We start from the raw sequence: 17,740 nt of genomic DNA, 5'->3' as shown, positions 1-17,740 counted from the left end.
GTCCCATGACCACGGAGCGCTACGCGTCGTACGACGGCACCTCCCTCGCCTACCGCGTGCTGGGCCCCGGGCCCGACGACGGCCCGCACGGCGGCACGGGGGACGGCGGCGGGGGCGCCGCGCCGGTCCTGGTGTGCCTGGCGGGCGGCCCCGGGCGGGACGCCGCCTACCTGGAGGACCTCGGCGGACTGGACCGGGCGCTGACGCTGGTCGTGCCCGACCTGCGGGGCACCGGCGAGTCCCAGGTCGGCGTCGACCCGGCCGGCTACTCCTTCCCCCGGCTGGCCGAGGACGTCGAGGCGCTGCGGGCGCACCTGGGCCTGGAGCGGATCGCCCTGCTCGGCCACTCCGCCGCCGCCGTGGTCGCGCAGGCCTACGCCGCCCGGCACCCGGAGCGGCTGAGCCGCCTCGTCCTGGTCACCCCCGGCACCCGGCTGCAGGACCGCCCGACCGCCGACGCGCAGGAGATCTTCCACAGCCGGTCGGACGAGCCCTGGTACCCGGAGGCGGTGGCGGCCCTGGAGAAGCTGGCGACCGCGCACGAGCTCGCCGAGATCAAGCGGCTGCTGACGCGGGTCGCGCCGGGGACGTACGGGCACTGGGGGCCCCGCCAGCAGGCGCACGCCGCCGCCGAGGGGGACCAGCTGCACCCGGTGCCGCGGGCCGCCTTCTGGCAGGGCGTCGACGACGCGGCGCGGCGCGCGGTCACCGACGCCCTGGGCGGCCTCGCGGTCCCGGTGCTGGTGGTGACCGGCGACCGGGACGGCGCGAGCGGGGTCGCGGCGGGCGGGGTGGTGGCGGCCCAGTTCCCCGACGCCCGCCACACCACCCTGCCCGGCTGCGGCCACTACCCGTGGGTGGACGAGCCGGAGGCCTTCCGGCGGCTGGTGGCGGGGTTCGTCGCGGGCGGGTGAGCCGGGCGCGGGGCGGGCGCGGAGGGCGGACGCGGCCGGCCCGCCGGGCCGCCGTCGAACCGGTGCGGGTCCGGCCGCGTACGTACGGGCAACGGTGTGGTGAAACGACAGTCCCGCAGGTCGGCCGGCGCAACGGTCAGACGACGGCGTCCTGCGGCCGGACAGGAAGGCGGGTGACGGGCCGTCCCGTGGCAGCACGGACGGCGGCGGCCACGGCGGCCGGGGCGACCACGGCGGGTGCAGCCCCGACCGCCTTGGCCCCGAAGCTCGCCACCACGTCGCGCTCCTCCAGCAGCGCCGCGATCCGCACCTCGGGGGTGTCCAGCGCGGTCGGCAGCCGGTAGCCGGTGAAGGACGGGTTGACCAGGCGGCCGTCCTCGGCCTGCAGCTCCTCCAGGAGCGCCAGGCCCACGCCCTGGGTGACCCCGGCCTCGATCCGGGCCTCGATCTGGCGCGGGTTCAGCGCCCGGCCCACGTCCTGGGCCACCGTCACGTCGACCACGCGGACCGCGCCCAGCTCGATGTCCACGTCGACCACGGCCCGCATCGCGCAGAAGGCGACGGAGACGAAGGCGTCGCCCTGCCCCGCGTCGTCCAGGGGCTCGGTGGGGTGGGGGCGGCACTGGGCGGTGGCCCAGAGCTCCTTGCCCTCCAGCGCCTCGGAGACCGGCATGCCGAGCACCCCGTCGTACGAGGTGATCTTGCCGTCGGCGATCTGGAGCAGCTCCGGGGACATGCCGAAGTTGGCCGCGATGGGCTGGAGCAGCTGGTGGCGGACCATCAGGGCGGCCTTCTCCACCGCGCCGCCCGACACCCAGGTCTGGCGGCCGCGGGCGGTGGGCCCGGCGGCGGGCTGGTCGGTGTCGACGGGCGCGATCCACACGTCGGTGACGCCCAGCACGTCCTGCACGACCTGCCGGGCCAGCGTGGCGAAGCCCTGGCCCGCGTCGACGGCGGCGCAGATCACGGTGGCCTGCTCGCCGCTCACGCGGACGGTGGCGGTGGAGACCTCGTCGGCGCCCTCGGCGCCCAGCATGTGCACCATGCCCACGGCGTAGCCGATGCCGCGGCGCACCGCGGCCGGGTCGCCGGCGCCGTGCGGGCCGCCCGGCAGCAGCCACTCGGTGTCGGGCTCGTCCACCGGGAGCGGCGGCAGCGGCTCGGCGGCGACCGCGTCCAGCAGCGCGCCCACGGGGGCGGGGCAGGTGACGGCCTGTCCGGTGGGCATCAGGTCGCCGGTGGCCATGGCGTTGCGGCGGCGGATCTCCAGCGGGTCCACGCCCAGCTTGGCGGCGAGCTTGTCGAGCTGGGACTCGTAGGCGAAGCACGCCTGGAGCGCGCCCTCGCCGCGCATGCGGCCGGCGGGCGGGTTGTTGGTGCGCACGGCCCAGGCGTCGACGAAGACGTGGGGGACGACGTAGGGCCCGGCGGAGAAGGCGGCGGCCGCGGCCAGCGCCTCGCTGGAGACGTCGGCGTAGGCGCCGCCGTCCAGCAGGATCTGCGCCTCCACCTTGACCAGGTGGCCGAGGGAGTCGGCGTGGTGGCGGTAGCGCAGCAGCGCCGGGTGGCGGTGGGCGTGGGCGTGGAAGGAATCCTCGCGGCCGAGCGCCATCTTGACCGGGCGTCCGGTGCGCAGCGCCAGCAGGGCCAGGGTGACCTGGAAGGAGAGGTCCTCGCGGTCGGCGGTGGCGCCGGGCACGCCGGTGACGACCAGCCGCACCCGGTCGGGCTCCAGGCCCAGGCAGGCGGCGGCGCGGTCGCGGTCGCCGTGCGGGTTGGTGGAGGCGACGTGCAGCTCCACGCCGCCGTCGGGGCGGGGCACGGCCAGGCCCGCCTCGGCGCCGATCGGCGCGGGGTCCTGGCGGCCGACCTGGTACAGGCCCTCCACCACCACGTCGCCGACGGCGTCCGGGTCGCCGAAGCGCAGCGGCAGGTGGCGGAAGAGGTTGCCGTCCGGGTGCAGCGGACCGGCGTGGAAGGACTTCTCCGGGTCGGTGACCGGCTCCAGCACCTCGTACTCGACGGCGACGGCGGCCGCGGCCAGCCGGGCGGTGTCGGGGTGGTCGGCGGCGACGGCGGCGACCGGCTCGCCCTGGTGGCGGACGACCTCGGCGGCGAGCACCGGCCGGTCGGCGATCACCGGGCCGTGCGGGGCCCCGGCGGCGCGGCCCCCGTGGTCGGACGGCAGGTCGGCGGCGGTCACCACGGCGTGCACGCCGGGCAGGGCCAGGGCGGCCGAGGCGTCGACGGAGACGATGCGGGCGTGCGGGTGCGGGGAGCGCAGCACGGCGCCCCAGAGCAGCCCCTCGGCCCACAGGTCGGCGGCGTAGGGGTAGACGCCCAGGGCCTTGGGCAGGGCGTCCTGGCGGACCGGGGAGCTGCCGAGGCCGAACGGCTCCGGCTCCGGGGCGGCCTCCTCCGCCGCGGCGCCGGCCGCGGGCTCGGCCGGGGCGGCCGGGGCTCCGAACACGTTTCCGAGGACGCCGCCGGCCGCGCTGCCGGGCTCGGGGGCGGGTCCGGCGCCCGGGGCGCCGGACGCGGTGTCGGTGGGGGCGGTCATGCGCGGTCATCCTGGGGAGTGGGGGTCCCCCCGGCCGGGGGCCGGGGGAGGCTGCCGTCGGGGGCGGGGGTGCCGTACGGCGGCGTCCCGTGGTCGGGGTGCGCGCCGTACTGCGGTCCCAGCCCGTGCGCGGGATCGTAGGCCGCCTGGCCGTCCGGCGTGTAGAGGTCGGGCACGGGGGCGGTGTCCGCGCCGTGGCTCTGCCGGTAGGGGTCGGGGTGGTAGGCGCCGGCGTACGGCTCCTCGGCGTAGACGCCCGTGCCGTAGGGGTCGGGCGCGTAGGTGCCGTAGGCGGCGGGGGCGGGCTCGCCGGCCTGCGGGGCCGCGGCGGCCTCCAGGACGGCGTCGAGGGGGCCGAAGAGGGGGTCGACCTCGGCAGGGGGCGGCGGGGCGGCGGCCGGGCCGCCGGGGGCGGGCTCGAACCCCGGGTGGGGGACGTCCGCGTACACGGGCGGCTCGGCGCCGGGGTCCGGAAGGGGGGCCGCGGGGACATCGGGGGCGTCGGCCGCGGGGGCGGCCGGGGCCGGGTCCGCCGGCGCGGGGGCGGCCGGGCCGCCGTCGGCCTGCGCGGGCGCCTCGGACGCGGGGGCGGTGTGCTCCGGCTCGGCGGCGGCCGCGGCGCGCTCCCCGGCGACCGTGCGGACGGCCCGCAGGACGCCCTGGTAGCCGGTGCAGCGGCACAGGTTGCCGCAGAGCGCCTCCCGGGCCTCCACGTCGCTCGGCCGGTGGTTGCGCTGCAGCAGGTCGTGGACGGCCATGGCGAGGCCCGGCACGCAGTAGCCGCACTGCACGGCGCCGCTCTCCGCCAGCGCCCGCTGCACGTCGGAGGGCACGCCGTCGTCGACGAGCCCCTCGACGGTCTGGATGTCGCCGCCCGCGGCGAGGGCCGCGGGCACGAGGCAGGAGGCCACCAGCTGGCCGTCCACCTGCACCGAGCAGGCACCGCACTCGCCCTGCTCGCAGCCGTCCTTGGCGCCGGCCAGGCCCAGCCGCTCGCGCAGCACGAAGAGCAGGCTCTCGCCGATCCAGGCGTCGGCCACCGGGCGGTCGGCGCCGTTGACCCGCAGCGTGTACGAGGCGCAGGGCCGCTCCGCGCCCCCCACCGGCGTCCCGTACGCGGGCGTGCCGTGCCCGCCGTGCTCCTCCGCGCCCGGCTCCTCCGCCGCGTAGGGGGTGTCGCCGTACGGGGTGTCGCCGTAGGGGGCGTCGGCGAACGGGGCGTCACCGAACGGGGGGGCGCCGTCGTACGGGCCGCCGGGGGCGGGCGTGCCGTACCCCTGCGCCGCGTCGGTGTCCTGCCCGCCGTCCGGGGTCGGGTGGTCCGTCACTTGAGCGCCCTCCCCAGTGCACGTCGGGCCAGAACCGCCACCGTACGCCGGAGCCGCTGGGCCGCGGCGGGCGGCCCCCCGGCGGGGGCCGGTCCGTCGCCCGCCCCGGGGGCGGGGCCGCCGGGGTCGGCCAGGGCCTGCGGGTCGGGCACGCAGGCGCCCGCGACGTACTCGCCGAAGGCGGTGAGGGCGGCCGGGTCGATGCCGCGCTCGCCGTCCCAGTCGATGCAGGTGGAGACCCACGCCTCGGCCTCCAGCGGCCGCAGCGGCACCGGGGCGACGGCGCCCACCGCGCAGCGGACGGCGCGGCGGGCCGGGTCGAGGACGAGGGCGACCGAGGCGGCGGCGCGGGCGGGCCCGCTGCGGCCGGTGGCCTTGAGGTAGACCTGCGGGGCGTGCAGCAGCGGCACCCGCACCCAGCCGAGGAGTTCGCCCGGGCGCATGGGGTCGAGGCCGGTGAGCAGGTGGCTGACCGGGACCTCGCGGGAGCCGGCGGGGCCGGTCAGGGTGACGGCGGCCTCCAGGGCGGCGAGCACGGGGAGGGTGTCGCCGGCCGGGTCGGCGGTGGCGATGTTGCCGCCGAGGGTGCCGGAGTTGCGGATCTGCGGGGGGCCGGCGGTGCGGGCGGCGTCGGCGAGGCCGGGGATGAGGGCGGCGAAGTCGGGGCGGCCCATGCGGGCGTGGGTGAGCCCGGCGCCGAGGACCGCGGTGCCGCCGTCCTCGTAGCGCCAGCCGCGCAGTTCGCTGATCCGGCCGAGGCCGACGAGGGCGGGCGGGCGGAGCAGCCCGGCGTTGACGGCGCCCATGAGGTCGGTGCCGCCGGCGACCGGGACGGCGGCCGGCGCGGCGGCCAGCGCCTCGACGGCCTCCTCCAGCGTGGCCGGCAGCATGATGGTCCGGTTCACCCTGTCCTCACCGCGCTCTGCTCGCTCACGAAGCCGCCCCTTCCCCGCCCGTACGGTACGTGCAAACCCTCCGGGCGGGGCAACTCTGGCACACAATGCACGGTGATCATTGACGGGGTGCGGGGGCGCTCCTCCGCGCCCGGCGCACGCCCGCGCACCAAAGCCCCCCAAGCCGGGCGGACCGGGCACGCCGGCGACCACACCCGTCCTGACGGACGGGCCGCGGCGGAGGTTCCCCGGGCGGGCGGCGCGCCGGTTGACGGCCGGTCGGCCGCGGACCCCCGGCCCCCTGGGCGGTCCCGGGGGGCGGGCGGCGGCCCCGGGCCCCCGCGTCAGACGGCCGGGCGGCCCGCCTCCCCGGGCCGGTGCCGCCACGCGTGCGGGCCCCCGGGCGGCAGGCACTCCACGCCCATCGCGTCCAGGCGGGCCAGGTGGACCGCCAGGCGCCGCCCGAAGCCGTCGAGGTCGCGCTCGGCGGGGTCGGCCGGCAGCTGGGACCAGGCGACCTCGGCGAAGGCCGCGAGGCGGGGGAAGAGGAGGCGGTCCAGGTCGCGGGCGTCCCCGGCCGCCTCGTTCCACAGCTCGGCCCGCACGCCGACGACGCGCCGGGCGGCCTCCGGGTCGGCGCGCAGCCCCGGCGGGACCGGTTCGAGTCGGTAGACGTCGGCGACCGTCAGCACGCGGTCCGCCGTCCCGGGCGCGTCGCGGGCGCCGGACCGCGGGCGGTCGAGGCGCGCCTGCTCCGGGCACACCACCACGTCGCGCCCGGCGGCGGCCGCCGCGGCGGCCTCGGCCGCGGACCGCACCGGGACCGCGCCGCCCTCCCCGTCCGGCCACGACCCGCCGTCCCCGGGCGGGGGGCTCCCGCCGCCGGGGGCGGCGGGGTGCCCGAAGACCTCCCGGACCTCCTCCAGCGCCTCCGCGGCGGGGCCGGGTCCGGGCCCCCCGGCGGGCGCGCCGCCCCCGTCCGCCCCCGGGGGGCCGGTCCCGGGCAGGCCGATGCCAGGGACGACGGCGATCTGCCGCTCGGCGGCGTACGCGGCGATCTCACGGAGGTCGTCACGGCTGTAGCGGCCTCCGTGCGCCGGGCCTCCGTGCGGCAGGCCTCCGTGCGGCACGCCGTCGCGGGCCCCGCCGGGGCCGGCCGGGGCCCCCTCGGCCGGGGCGGCGACGGCGTCGGGGTGGAGGCGGAGCCGGAGCACGTTGAGCTTGTGGGCGGCCATCAGGTCGAGGTACCGCAGCACGTCGCGCCGGGGCAGGAAGCGGCGGGCGGCGTCGAGCAGCAGGCCGCGCCGGGCGAAGCGGGGCGCGTCCTGGATGCGGCAGATGGGCAGGTGCCAGGAGCGGCCGGCCAGCGGGGCGCGCCGGTAGGCGTCCGGGCCGAGGAGCTGCCGCAGGGTCTGGGCGCCCCAGAAGACCCCGGCGGGGCCGCCGCCGAAGACGTCGGCCCCGTTGGGCGACACCATGACCTGGTAGCCCTCCGGTCCCAGCTCCTCGGTGACCAGCGGGTGGACGGCGAGCCTGACCGCGTGGGCGGGCCCGCCGGACCCGCCGGACGCCGCCTCCGGCGGGAGGAGCGGGAGGCCGGTGGCCGCGCCCAGCTCGGCGCGCAGCCACCGCTCGGCCCGCCCGGCGCCCGGCCCGGCCGACAGCGCGGTGCCGGGCCCGAGGGCGATGCACTGGCCGTCCCCGTACCGGTGGGCGTCGAGCGGGTCGGGTAGCAGGTCCATACGGCCATCCTGCCCCGCGGGGCACCGGACGGCAGGGCGGACCGTCAGCCCTTGCCGCCGCCCTTGCCGCCCTTGTCCTTGTCGCCGCCGCCGAGCGGCATCGACTCGAAGATCTCCTTGCACATCGGGCAGACCGGGTACTTCTTCGGGTCGCGGCCCGGGACCCAGACCTTGCCGCAGAGCGCGACCACCGGCGAACCGGAGAGCGCGCTCTCCATGATCTTGTCCTTCTGGACGTAGTGCGCGAAGCGCTCGTGGTCGCCGTCCCCGTTGGACACCTGGGGGGTCGGCTCGACGAGGGTGCCGGTGCCGTGGCCGCGCTCGGGCTCGAGAGTGCTCATACGACCCAAGTCTAGGTGCCGCACCCGGGGTCGCCGCCAGGCCGCCGGGCCGGTCGCGGGCGGATCCGGGGGAGTTCCGGGGAGGGTTCCGGGACGGGGCCCGGGAAGGGCGCCGAGGCGGGGGGCGCGGACCGCGCGGGGCGGGTGCCGGCCGGTGCGGCCCCGGGGCGGCCGCTCAGTTCATCGTCGGGTCGTCCGGATAGGTGGCCATCATGGCCAGCTCGCCGCGCTGGCGGCGCAGGACCGAGCGCCAGAGCTGGTCCGGCTCGGGGCAGGAGACGTCGCCGGGCTCGCACTCCACCACGTACCAGGCGCCCTCGGCCAGCTCGTCCTCCAGCTGGCCCGGGGACCAGCCGGCGTAGCCCGCGAAGACCCGCAGCGACCCCAGTTCGGCGGCCAGCAGCTCGGGCGGCGCCTCCAGGTCCACCAGGCCGATGGCGCCGTGCACCCGCCGCCAGCCCAGGGGGTCCTCCTCGGCGGGCTCGCCCGGGACCACGGCGATCGCCAGGGCGGAGTCCAGCGACACCGGTCCCCCCTGGAAGACCACGGGGGGATCGCCCGCGAGCTCCGCCCAGGGCTCCAGGACGGCGGAGACGTCGACCGTGGTGGGCCGGTTCAGGACGACCCCCAGCGACCCCTCCTCGTCGTGGTCGAGGAGGAGCACCACGGCCCGCTCGAAGTTGGGGTCGGTCAGCGCGGGCGCCGCGACGAGCAGCCGCCCGGTGAGCGAGGAGACCTCGGTCATGGACCCATGATCCCGCATGGGACCGCCGCACGGATAGCCGACGCGGCCGGGGGTAGGTGCGGCCGGTCGGACTCCCCGCGGACGGGCCGGAGTGACATACCTCACATCCGATCCGTCCGTCCGGCGGGTTTCAACCGCCCCCCAGACCGTCCTCGCCACAGGGGAACCGGCCGGACGGCCATTACCATCTTCAGGAAGCGGAGGGCCCGGCCTGAGCCGCGGGCGCCCTCCCCGCCGAGGGCGGCACCTCCCCGCCCGCCGCCCCTCCGTGCGAGCATCACCCCGCACCGACCGCACACCCGGGAATGCGAGAGACATGACCGACGACGTCCTGCTTGTCCACGGCGGCACCCCGCTCGAGGGCGAGATCCGTGTCCGCGGCGCGAAGAACCTCGTGCCGAAGGCCATGGTCGCCGCCCTCCTCGGGCACGAGCCCAGCCGCCTGCGCAACGTCCCCGACATCCGGGACGTCAAGGTCGTCCGCGGCCTGCTGCAGCTGCACGGGGTCACCGTCCGCCAGGGCGAGGAGGAGGGCGAGCTGATCCTCGACCCCTCGCACGTGGAGAGCGCCAACGTCGCCGACATCGACGCCCACGCCGGCTCGTCGCGCATCCCGATCCTCTTCTGCGGCCCGCTGCTGCACCGCCTGGGCCACGCCTTCATCCCGGGCCTGGGCGGCTGCCACATCGGCGACCGGCCGGTCGACTTCCACCTGGACGTGCTGCGCCAGTTCGGCGCCGTGGTGGAGAAGAACGCCGAGGGCCTCTACCTCACCGCCCCGCAGCGCCTGCGCGGCACCAAGATCCGCCTGCCGTACCCGTCGGTCGGCGCCACCGAGCAGGTGCTGCTCACGGCCGTCCTGGCCGAGGGCATCACCGAGCTGAGCAACGCCGCGATCGAGCCGGAGATCGTCGACCTCATCTGCGTGCTGCAGAAGATGGGCGCCATCATCTCCATGGGCACCGACCGCACCATCCTCATCACCGGCGTGGACCGCCTCGGCGGGTACAACCACCGCGCCCTGCCGGACCGCCTGGAGTCCGCCTCCTGGGCCTGCGCCGCCCTCGCCACCCACGGCGACGTCTACGTCCGCGGCGCCCGCCAGCTGGAGATGATGACCTTCCTCAACACCTTCCGGAAGGTCGGCGGGGCCTTCGAGGTCGACGACGACGGCATCCGCTTCTGGCACCCCGGCGGCGAGCTCAACGCGATCGCCCTGGAGACCGACGTCCACCCCGGCTTCCAGACCGACTGGCAGCAGCCGCTGGTCGTCGCGCTCACCCAGGCCACGGGCCTGTCGATCGTCCACGAGACGGTGTACGAGTCGCGGCTGGGCTTCACCTCGGCGCTCAACAAGATGGGCGCCCACATCCAGCTCTACCGCGAGTGCCTGGGCGGCACCCCCTGCCGCTTCGGCCGCCGCAACTTCCAGCACTCCGCCGTCGTCTCGGGCCCGAGCCGGCTGCAGGGCGCCGACCTGGTCATCCCCGACCTGCGCGGCGGCTTCTCGTACCTGATCGCCGCGCTCGCCGCCGAGGGCACCTCCACCGTCCACGGCATCAGCCTGATCAACCGCGGCTACGAGAACTTCATGGAGAAGCTCCGCGCGCTGGGCGCCAAGGTCGAGACCCCGGCCGAGGCGGCCGCCGCGGTCTGACCCGCCCCGCACGCACGCCCCGCACGCACGCCGCGGCCGGGCCCCGGACACGCCGTCCGGGGCCCGGCCGCGTGTCGTCGGGGCCCGGCGGGGGACCGCTCGGCGCCGTGCCCGCCGGAACGGCGCGCACGCCCGGTGGGCAGGTCACCAGCCCAGCGGCCGCCGGTCGCGGAAGAAGCCGCCGCGGGGGCCGTCGTCGGGCAGGGTGGCGGCCCAGACCACGCCCTCGGCGCTCACCGCGGCCGGGCGGGCGCCCGTCCGCTCGGCGCCGGGCCAGGTGGCGGTCAGGCCGGGGCAGACGGCGTTGACCATGACCGGGGTGTCCGCGAGTTCGGCGGCGAGGGTGGCGGTCAGCGCGTTGAGCGCGGCCTTGCTGACGCCGTACGAGGCCGCCGCGCCGCCGCGGGCGGTGAGGCCGAAGGCGGGGTCGGCGTGGGAGCCGGCGCCGCTGCTGACGTTGACGACCCGGGGGTGGGGGCTGGTCCGCAGCAGCGGCAGCAGGGCCTGCGTGAGGCGCCAGGCGCCGAGGAGGTTGACCTCCAGGACGCCGCGGGCCGCCTCCAGGTCGGCGCCGGCCGCCGTCTCGGACCAGTCGACGTACGCGGCGGCGTTGTTGACCAGCACGTCCAGCCGGCCGGGCTCCTCGGCGAGCACCGCCGCGGCCGCGGCGACCGAGGCGGGGTCGGCGACGTCGAGCGGGACGGGCAGCGCCCGCACGCCGTCCGGTCCGGCGGCCGCGGCGGCCGCCCGCGGGTCCCGGGCGGCGATGAGGACGTCGGCGCCGGTCGCGGCCAGCTGCCGGGCCACCTCCAGGCCGAGGCCGCGGGCGCCCCCGGTCACGAGGGCCACGGGGGCCGCGGGGGTCGGGGTCATGGCGTCTCCCTTTGTGACGGATCGGTCCGTACCATGGTCCCATGATGACGGAAGGCAGGACCCGCCGCTCCCGCGAGGAGCGGGAGCGGATCGTCCTCGACAGCGCGGCGCGCCTGTTCTACGCCCGCGGCGTCCACGAGGTCGGCATGGACGAGCTGGTGCGCGACACCGGGCTGGGCAAGGCGACCGTGTACCGGCTCTACCCCACCAAGGACGACCTGGTCGGCGCCTACCTCGGCCGCCTGGCCGGGGAGATCCTCGCCCTGGTCGACGCCGGGTCCGGGCCGGACGCCGACCCGGCCGCGGCGCTGCACCGGGTGCTGGACGCCGTCGAGGAGGACCTGCGCCGCCCCGGGTTCCGCGGCTGCCCCTTCCACAACGCGGGCGTCGAGTACGGCGACGCCGCCCACCCCGCGCGCCGGGCGGCCCGCGACTACCGCGCGGAGCTGCGCCGGCGGCTGGCGGAGCTGTCGGTGCGGGTGTGCGGGGGTCCCCGCGGCCGGGTGCTGGGCGACCGGCTGGCGGTCCTGGTCGACGGCGCGTACACCAGCGCCGCCCACCTGGGACCGGACGGCCCGGCCGCCGAAGGGCTGCGGCTGGCCCGGCGGCTCGTCGACGAGGCGGCCAACGGCGCCGCGGGGGGCGGGGCGGCACGCGGCGGGCCTGCGGGGGGCGGGGCCGGGGAGGACCGGGACGAGGACGGAGGGGCGCCGTGAGCGAGGCGTACGCGAGGGTGCAGGTGGAGTCCCGGGAGGAGTGGCGGGCCTGGCTGTCGGCCCACCACGCGGACACCCCCGGCGTCTGGGCGGTCACCTGGAAGGCCGGGAGCGGGCACCCCCGGGTCCCGTACGGCGACCTGGTCGAGGAGGCGCTCTGCTTCGGCTGGGTCGACAGCGTGCCCCGGCGCGTCGACGACTCCCGGACCAGGCTGCTCGTCACCCCCCGCAGGCCGGGGAGCCGCTGGTCGCGGCTGAACCGGGAGCGTGCGGAGCGCCTCACCGCGCAGGGGCTCATGGCGGAGGCGGGGCTCGCCGCGGTCGCCGCCGCCCGGGCCGACGGCTCCTGGACGGCCCTGGACCGGGTCGAGGACCTGGTGGAGCCCGATGACCTGCGCGCCGCCCTGGACGCCGCGCCCGACGCGCGCCGCCACTGGGACGCCTTCCCCCGCTCGGCCCGGCGGGCGGTCCTGGAGTGGATCGGCACCGCGAAACGGGAGGCCACCCGGGCGGCCCGGGTCCGGGAGACCGTGGCGGAGGCGGCGGTCGGGCGCCGCGCGAACCAGTGGCGGCAGCCGAAGGGGGCGGCGCGGCGGGAGCCGCCGGGCCAGGGGTAGGCCCCGGCCCGGCGCGCGGCGCGCCCCGGCCCGCGGGGCCTCGGGGCCCGGGTGCTCCCGGCCCGCGGGACGGCCCCGACCGGTCTCACGACCCGTGGTAGAGCCGGTCCGGATCGACGAGCAGGGCCTCGCCGCGGGCGGCGGCGGCCTCCAGGGCCGGGGTGAAGCCGGCCGCGCCGTAGAGGGCGGGCAGGGTGCGGGAGGTGTCCTCGCCCCGGGCGGCGAGCAGGTCCAGGGCGCGGCGCAGGTGGGCGAGGTCGGGGAGGTCCAGCGGGCGGTCCCAGGCGGTGGTGCCGACGGAGAGCAGGGCGCCGGGGCGGCGTCCGGCGGGGCCGCGGACGGCGAGGTCGACGGCGAGGGCGGCGCCGTCGCGGCCGGAGTCCGCGGCGGTGCCCGGTCCGGCGGCGGCCGGCTCGCCCGGGAAGGTGCCGGGGCCGGCGTGGTCCAGGACCCACTCGCGGCAGATCCGGGTGAAGTGGGGGCCGACGACCCGCGTGCGGAAGGTGCCGCGCAGTTCCGCCCACACCCGCGCCGCGGGCTCCTGCTCCAGCCGCGAGCGGTGGGGCCGCAGGACGGCGTGCTCGAAGGCCAGCAGCGGCTCCGCGATGCACAGGTGGACCCGGTGCGGCTGGAAGGCGTCCGGCACGGCCTCCAGCAGGCCGCAGTCCTGGAGCGGCACCAGGGCGTGGGAGACGTCCTCCAGCCGCAGGCCGAGGCGGACGGCGACGTCGCCGCGGCCGGTGCAGCCGGCGGCGACGGCGGCGAGCACCGAGTGGCAGACGGCCCGGTCGGTGAGGGCGGGCTCCTCCTCGACGAGGTGCGCGGCCTCGTGGAAGAGCGGGACGCGCGGGTCGAGGACCGTCCGGACGACCCAGGCGTCGAAGTCGCCGGGGCCGGCGGGCGCGTCGTCGCGGACGTAGGCGTACCGGTAGGCGGGGGTGCCGCCGACGACGGAGTGGAGCAGGACCGCGAGGTGCGGGTCGTCGGCGCCCCAGAGGCGGGCGGCCCGGCGGAAGCCGAGCGGGCCGACGGAGAGCCGCAGGGCGGCCAGGCCGTGCAGCGGCGAGGTGGCGCTGAACAGGCGGTTCATCACGGACAGGGCGCTGCCGCTCAGCAGCAGCCGGGCGCGGCCGCGCCGCTGCCCGTCGTGGTCGCGGGTCCAGGCGCGCAGCACGGTGGAGGGCAGCGCGGGGCTCTGCCGGACCAGGTGGGGGAACTCGTCGAGCACGACCGGGACGGGCCGGTCGGCGCCGAGGGCGAGCAGGGCGTCGAGGGCGTCGTCCCAGCCGGTCCAGCGGGCGGGCCGGGCGGCGCCGGTGTGCCGGGCGAGCTCGTCGGCGAGGCGCTGCAGGGACTCGGACTCGGCGGCCTCCTGGGCGGCGAAGTAGAAGCCGTCCGCCGCCCGGGTGAGGGCTTCGAGGAGGAAGGTCTTGCCCTGCCGGGACCGGCCGGAGACGACGCCGAGGGTCGAGCCGGGCCGCGGGTCGCGGGCGAAGTCCGCCAGCGCCGCCCACTCGGCGTCGCGGTCGAAGACCTCCGGCGGCTTGGGGAGGGCCGGTCCGGGGGTCCGGGGGGCATCGGGGACCCCGGGCGCGTCGGGGGTCCCCGGGGCCTCGGGGTGGTGGACGTCCATGGGCCCGTCCCGTCGTCGGTGGCTGCTCCTCACTCCGGAGTACACCCCGGGGGCGCCGGACGCGCGACCCGGGGCGGTCCGGGGCCGGGCCGTGCCGGGCCGTTGCCGCCCGTCGGCGGGCGGGAGGGTCCCGCGTGCGCCTGACCGGCGCGCACGGCCCGGCACGGCCTAGCCTGGGGTGGGGGCTGCCGGCCCGGACCGCCGCGGGACGCCGCCCGGCCGCCGCCGGAGGTGGGTGGGCATGGGCCACTGGTGGTACCGGAACATCGTCGAGCCGGGCAAGCTGCCGCTGCTGCTCTGCCTGCTGGCGTTCGTGCTGACCTTCCTGGCCACCCGCACCGTCACCCGGCTGATCCGGGCCGGGCGCGGCCCCTTCCGCAACGTCAGCAGCGGAGGCGTCCACATCCACCACGTGGTGCCGGGGATCCTGCTGGCGGTGGCGGGCGGGTTCGCGGCCGTGGCGGCGCCGGGCCAGGGGGCGGGGAAGGCCGCGGCAGGGGTGGTGTTCGGCGTGGGCGCGGGGCTGGTCATGGACGAGTTCGCGCTGGTGCTGCACCTGCAGGACGTCTACTGGACCGAGGAGGGCCGCCGCTCCGTGGAGATGGTGGTGCTGACCGCCGCGGCCGTGGGGGTGGTGCTGCTCGGGGCGGTTCCGCTGGGGGTGGACGAGGTGGGGCAGGCGGAGCGGGCCGACCGGGCGTCGCTGGTGTCGACGGTGGCGGTCAACTTCCTCTTCGTCGTGGCCGCGCTGGCGAAGGGGAAGTACCGGCTGGGGGTGATCGGCGTGCTGGTGCCGGTGGTCGCCCTGGTGGGCGCGGTGCGGCTGGCCCGGGTGGACTCGCCGTGGGCGCGCCGCCTGTACCGGTCGGAGCGCAAGCGGGAGCGGGCCGCCGCCCGGCAGGCGAGGCACGACGCGCGGTGGGGCGGGGTGCGCCGGCGGCTGGAGGACTGGCTGGGCGGCACGCCCCGGGGCTGAGCGGGGCGGCGCGGGGCCGGCGGGCGGGGCCGGGCGGCGTGGGGCGGGGCAGCCGTGCGGCCGGGCCCCGCAACGGCCCGGGAACGCCCGGGGCCGGGGCGGGCGGCCTCGTGGAGAGCCGCCCGCCCCGGCCCCGGGGTGGTGCGTGGTCCGGCAGGGCGCGGGCCCTGCCGGTTCACTTGCCGGAGGCGGAGGCCTTCAGCTTGGAACCGGCGGAGACCTTCACGCTGTAGCCGGCCGGGATCTGGATCGGGTCGCCGGTCTGCGGGTTGCGGGCGGTGCGCGCCGCGCGGTGGGTGCGCTCGAAGGTCAGGAAGCCGGGGATGGTGACCTTCTCGTCGCCCTTGGCGACGATGTCGCCGACGACCTCGGCGAAGGCGGCCAGGACGGCGTCCGCGTCCTTGCGCGTCACCTCGGCGCGCTCGGAGAGCGCGGCCACCAGCTCACTGCGGTTCATGTGTACTCCTGTGGTCTGATCGCGTGGCGGCTCCCGGAGGGCCCGGCAAGCGGGGTCCGGTCCGGCAGCCGCTCCGCACGTTGCGGCGGGCAGGGGTCCGGCTCCGCTGTCCCAAGCCGCTTCCACCGCCTGCCCGGTAACGAATCCTGCCCCCACCAGCACCGAGAAAGCCAATCCGGCACCCGGGAGGGTCACACGGACAGCGCCGCCCGCCGGAGCGGTGACGGGGCCGTCCGCGCCGTCCGAGGCCGGGAGGGCGCTCGGCGGACTCTCGCCGGGCACCTGGGGGACGTTCCGGGGCGTGTCGGACGTTTCCGCACGTGTCCGGCACGTCTCACCGGTGCAGGGCTACCGTACGCCCTGGCACCGACAACCCCAAACAGGCCCCTGCCCTTGTGTCGCAAGGGCAGGGGCGCCCCGCGGGCCCCGGCGGGCGCGGGTGCGGGGGCGGCGGTCAGAGGACCGGGTGGGTCCCGTCGCCGCCCTCGGTGATGCCGACGGTGCCCGCCGGGACGTGCGCCGGGGCGCTGCCGGTGGCCAGGGCGGCCTCCCGGACGGCGGCGGCGACCGTCTTGGCGACGTCCGGGTGGAAGACGCTGGGGATGATGTAGTTGGCGTTGAGCTGGTCCTCCTGGACGGTGGCGGCGAGCGCCCGCGCGGCGGCCAGCATCATCTCGGTGTTGACGTTGCGGCTCTGCGCGTCGAGCAGGCCGCGGAAGACGCCGGGGAAGACCAGCACGTTGTTGATCTGGTTGGGGAAGTCGCTGCGGCCGGTGGCGACCACCGCGGCGGTCTGCCGGGCGACGGCCGGGTCCACCTCGGGGTCGGGGTTGGCCAGGGCGAAGACCACCGCGTCGTCGGCCATCGCGGCGACGTCGTCGCCGTCCAGCACGTTGGGGGCGGAGACGCCGATGAAGACGTCCGCGCCGCGCACCGCGTCCTTGAGGGTGCCGGTGATGCCCTCGGGGTTGGTGTGCTCGGCGATCCAGCGCAGGGCCGTGCCGTCGGCGACCTCGCCGAGGTCGCCGCGGCCGGTGTGGACGACGCCGTGCACGTCGGCGACAACGGCGTGCTCCACGCCGGCCGCGAGCAGCAGCTTGAGGATGGCGGTGCCGGCGGCACCGGCGCCCGACATCACCACGCGGACCTGCGAGATCTCCTTGCCCACGACGCGCAGCGCGTTGGTGAGGGCGGCGAGCACGACGATGGCGGTGCCGTGCTGGTCGTCGTGGAAGACCGGGATGTCCAGGGCCTCGCGCAGCCGGGCCTCGATCTCGAAGCAGCGGGGGGCGGAGATGTCCTCCAGGTTGATGCCCGCGAAGCCCGGGGCGATGGCCTTGACGATCTCCACGATCTGGTCGGTGTCCTGGGTGTCCAGGCAGAGCGGCCAGGCGTCGATGCCGGCGAACCGCTTGAAGAGGGCGGCCTTGCCCTCCATGACGGGCAGCGCGGCCTTGGGGCCGATGTTGCCGAGGCCCAGCACCGCGGAGCCGTCGGTGACGACGGCGACGGTGTTGCGCTTGATGGTGAGGCGGCGGGCGTCCTCGGGGTTCTCGGCGATCGCCATGCAGACCCGGGCGACGCCGGGGGTGTAGATCATGGAGAGGTCGTCGCGGTTGCGGATGGGGTGCTTGGCGGACATCTCGATCTTGCCGCCGAGGTGCATGAGGAAGGTCCGGTCGGAGACCTTGCCGATGGCGACGCCGTCGATGGCGCGCAGCTTCTCGACGATCTCCTCGCCGTGGGCGACCGAGGAGGCGGCGACGGTGACGTCGATGCGCAGGCGCTCGTGGCCGGAGGCCGTGACGTCGAGGCCGGTGACCGATCCGCCGGAGGACTCCACGGCGGTGGTGATCATGCTCACGGCGTTGCCCCGGGCGGGCAGCTCCATCCGCACAGTGATCGAATTCGACACGCTCGGCACCGTCGCCATCGACGTCCTTCTTCCCTGCACTCGCTTCGCACACCGTCTGTGCTGTTCAGGGATCCGATGCTGCCACCTACCGGCGGGTAGCCGTAAATACGGTCTCGAACACCGGGACGGGCGGCGGGACGGACGGGTGCGCCGGGCGTCGCGCGGACGGCCCCTCCCCGCTGCCCCGAACGGGGGTTCCCCGGAAAATCCCGCGCGACGGGAATGGCCTCCGGGGCCCATGGGTTAGTCTGGATACGGCACCGGCCCGATCCAAGCCCCCGGGCCCAACCTTAGTCGCTTCGAGCGACCACTTGCCGCGAGGCGAGCATGGCGGGTCGGTGTCGCAGACCAGGCGGAGGCCGGGTCCCCTCGG

At 77.6% G+C, this 17,740-nt stretch carries 15 protein-coding genes; 5 read left to right on the top strand and 10 right to left on the bottom strand.

Features of this window, described 5'->3' with window-relative positions:
- The first annotated feature begins 5 nt into the window (after positions 1-5).
- Positions 6-914 (top strand): alpha/beta fold hydrolase, encoded by a 909-nt coding sequence (locus LO771_RS22640; protein WP_230745608.1) that lies wholly within the window; start codon positions 6-8, stop codon positions 912-914.
- Between the two features lie 136 nt (positions 915-1,050).
- Here LO771_RS22640 and LO771_RS22635 read toward each other — a convergent pair whose 3' ends face one another.
- The 6 genes from LO771_RS22635 to LO771_RS22610 all read right to left on the bottom strand — a co-directional run bounded on the left by LO771_RS22635 (position 1,051) and on the right by LO771_RS22610 (position 8,523).
- Positions 1,051-3,474, bottom strand: a complete 2,424-nt coding sequence (locus LO771_RS22635) for a xanthine dehydrogenase family protein molybdopterin-binding subunit (protein WP_230745606.1) — start codon at positions 3,472-3,474, stop codon at positions 1,051-1,053.
- Positions 3,471-4,802, bottom strand: a complete 1,332-nt coding sequence (locus LO771_RS31705) for a 2Fe-2S iron-sulfur cluster-binding protein (protein ID WP_374228222.1) — start codon at positions 4,800-4,802, stop codon at positions 3,471-3,473. The genes LO771_RS22635 and LO771_RS31705 overlap by 4 nt, the downstream gene beginning before the upstream one ends.
- Complete coding sequence (locus LO771_RS22625) at positions 4,799-5,692, bottom strand: xanthine dehydrogenase family protein subunit M (RefSeq protein ID WP_230745787.1); 894 nt, start codon at positions 5,690-5,692, stop codon at positions 4,799-4,801. The genes LO771_RS31705 and LO771_RS22625 overlap by 4 nt, the downstream gene beginning before the upstream one ends.
- Positions 5,693-6,039: 347 nt before the next feature.
- Positions 6,040-7,437, bottom strand: a complete 1,398-nt coding sequence (locus LO771_RS22620; RefSeq protein ID WP_230745605.1) for a beta-N-acetylhexosaminidase — start codon at positions 7,435-7,437, stop codon at positions 6,040-6,042.
- A 44-nt stretch (positions 7,438-7,481) separates the two neighbouring features.
- Positions 7,482-7,778, bottom strand: coding sequence for a DUF3039 domain-containing protein (locus LO771_RS22615; protein WP_230745603.1), 297 nt, complete (start codon positions 7,776-7,778; stop codon positions 7,482-7,484).
- A 175-nt stretch (positions 7,779-7,953) separates the two neighbouring features.
- Positions 7,954-8,523 (bottom strand): YqgE/AlgH family protein, encoded by a 570-nt coding sequence (locus LO771_RS22610; protein WP_230745601.1) that lies wholly within the window; start codon positions 8,521-8,523, stop codon positions 7,954-7,956.
- 316 nt (positions 8,524-8,839) lie between these two features.
- On the opposite strand from LO771_RS22610, the gene murA reads away from it, so the two are divergent.
- Complete coding sequence (gene murA / locus LO771_RS22605; RefSeq protein WP_230745599.1) at positions 8,840-10,180, top strand: UDP-N-acetylglucosamine 1-carboxyvinyltransferase; 1,341 nt, start codon at positions 8,840-8,842, stop codon at positions 10,178-10,180.
- Between the two features lie 144 nt (positions 10,181-10,324).
- On the opposite strand, the gene LO771_RS22600 is transcribed toward murA, so the two are convergent.
- Positions 10,325-11,053 (bottom strand): SDR family NAD(P)-dependent oxidoreductase, encoded by a 729-nt coding sequence (locus LO771_RS22600; RefSeq protein ID WP_230745597.1) that lies wholly within the window; start codon positions 11,051-11,053, stop codon positions 10,325-10,327.
- 41 nt (positions 11,054-11,094) lie between these two features.
- Between LO771_RS22600 and LO771_RS22595 the strand changes: the two genes are divergently transcribed.
- Both LO771_RS22595 and LO771_RS31430 read left to right on the top strand, forming a co-directional pair.
- The gene (locus tag LO771_RS22595) at positions 11,095-11,769 is read left to right on the top strand and encodes a TetR/AcrR family transcriptional regulator (RefSeq protein WP_230745595.1); all 675 of its coding nucleotides are present in this window, start codon (positions 11,095-11,097) and stop codon (positions 11,767-11,769) included.
- Positions 11,766-12,386, top strand: coding sequence for a YdeI family protein (locus tag LO771_RS31430; protein WP_230745593.1), 621 nt, complete (start codon positions 11,766-11,768; stop codon positions 12,384-12,386). Before LO771_RS22595 ends, LO771_RS31430 begins: the two co-directional genes overlap by 4 nt.
- Positions 12,387-12,471: 85 nt before the next feature.
- On the opposite strand, the gene LO771_RS22585 is transcribed toward LO771_RS31430, so the two are convergent.
- A complete protein-coding gene (locus LO771_RS22585; RefSeq protein ID WP_230745590.1) occupies positions 12,472-14,019 on the bottom strand; it encodes an ATP-binding protein in 1,548 nt (515 codons plus the stop codon).
- A 241-nt stretch (positions 14,020-14,260) separates the two neighbouring features.
- On the opposite strand from LO771_RS22585, the gene LO771_RS22580 reads away from it, so the two are divergent.
- Positions 14,261-14,995: a hypothetical protein gene (locus LO771_RS22580; protein ID WP_230745588.1), complete on the top strand. Its 735-nt coding sequence runs from the start codon at positions 14,261-14,263 to the stop codon at positions 14,993-14,995.
- Between the two features lie 175 nt (positions 14,996-15,170).
- On the opposite strand, the gene LO771_RS22575 is transcribed toward LO771_RS22580, so the two are convergent.
- Both LO771_RS22575 and LO771_RS22570 read right to left on the bottom strand, forming a co-directional pair.
- Positions 15,171-15,452 carry an HU family DNA-binding protein gene (locus tag LO771_RS22575; protein WP_055585110.1) on the bottom strand — a complete coding sequence of 94 codons (282 nt, stop codon included), beginning with the start codon at positions 15,450-15,452 and terminating at the stop codon, positions 15,171-15,173.
- Positions 15,453-15,906: 454 nt separating this feature from the next.
- A complete protein-coding gene (locus LO771_RS22570; protein ID WP_230745586.1) occupies positions 15,907-17,385 on the bottom strand; it encodes an NAD-dependent malic enzyme in 1,479 nt (492 codons plus the stop codon).
- Positions 17,386-17,740: the final 355 nt, after the last annotated feature.

It is taken from the genome of Streptacidiphilus sp. ASG 303, from assembly GCF_020991365.1.
GTDB lineage: Bacteria > Actinomycetota > Actinomycetes > Streptomycetales > Streptomycetaceae > Peterkaempfera.
This window is presented reverse-complemented; position numbering and strand designations above follow the sequence as displayed.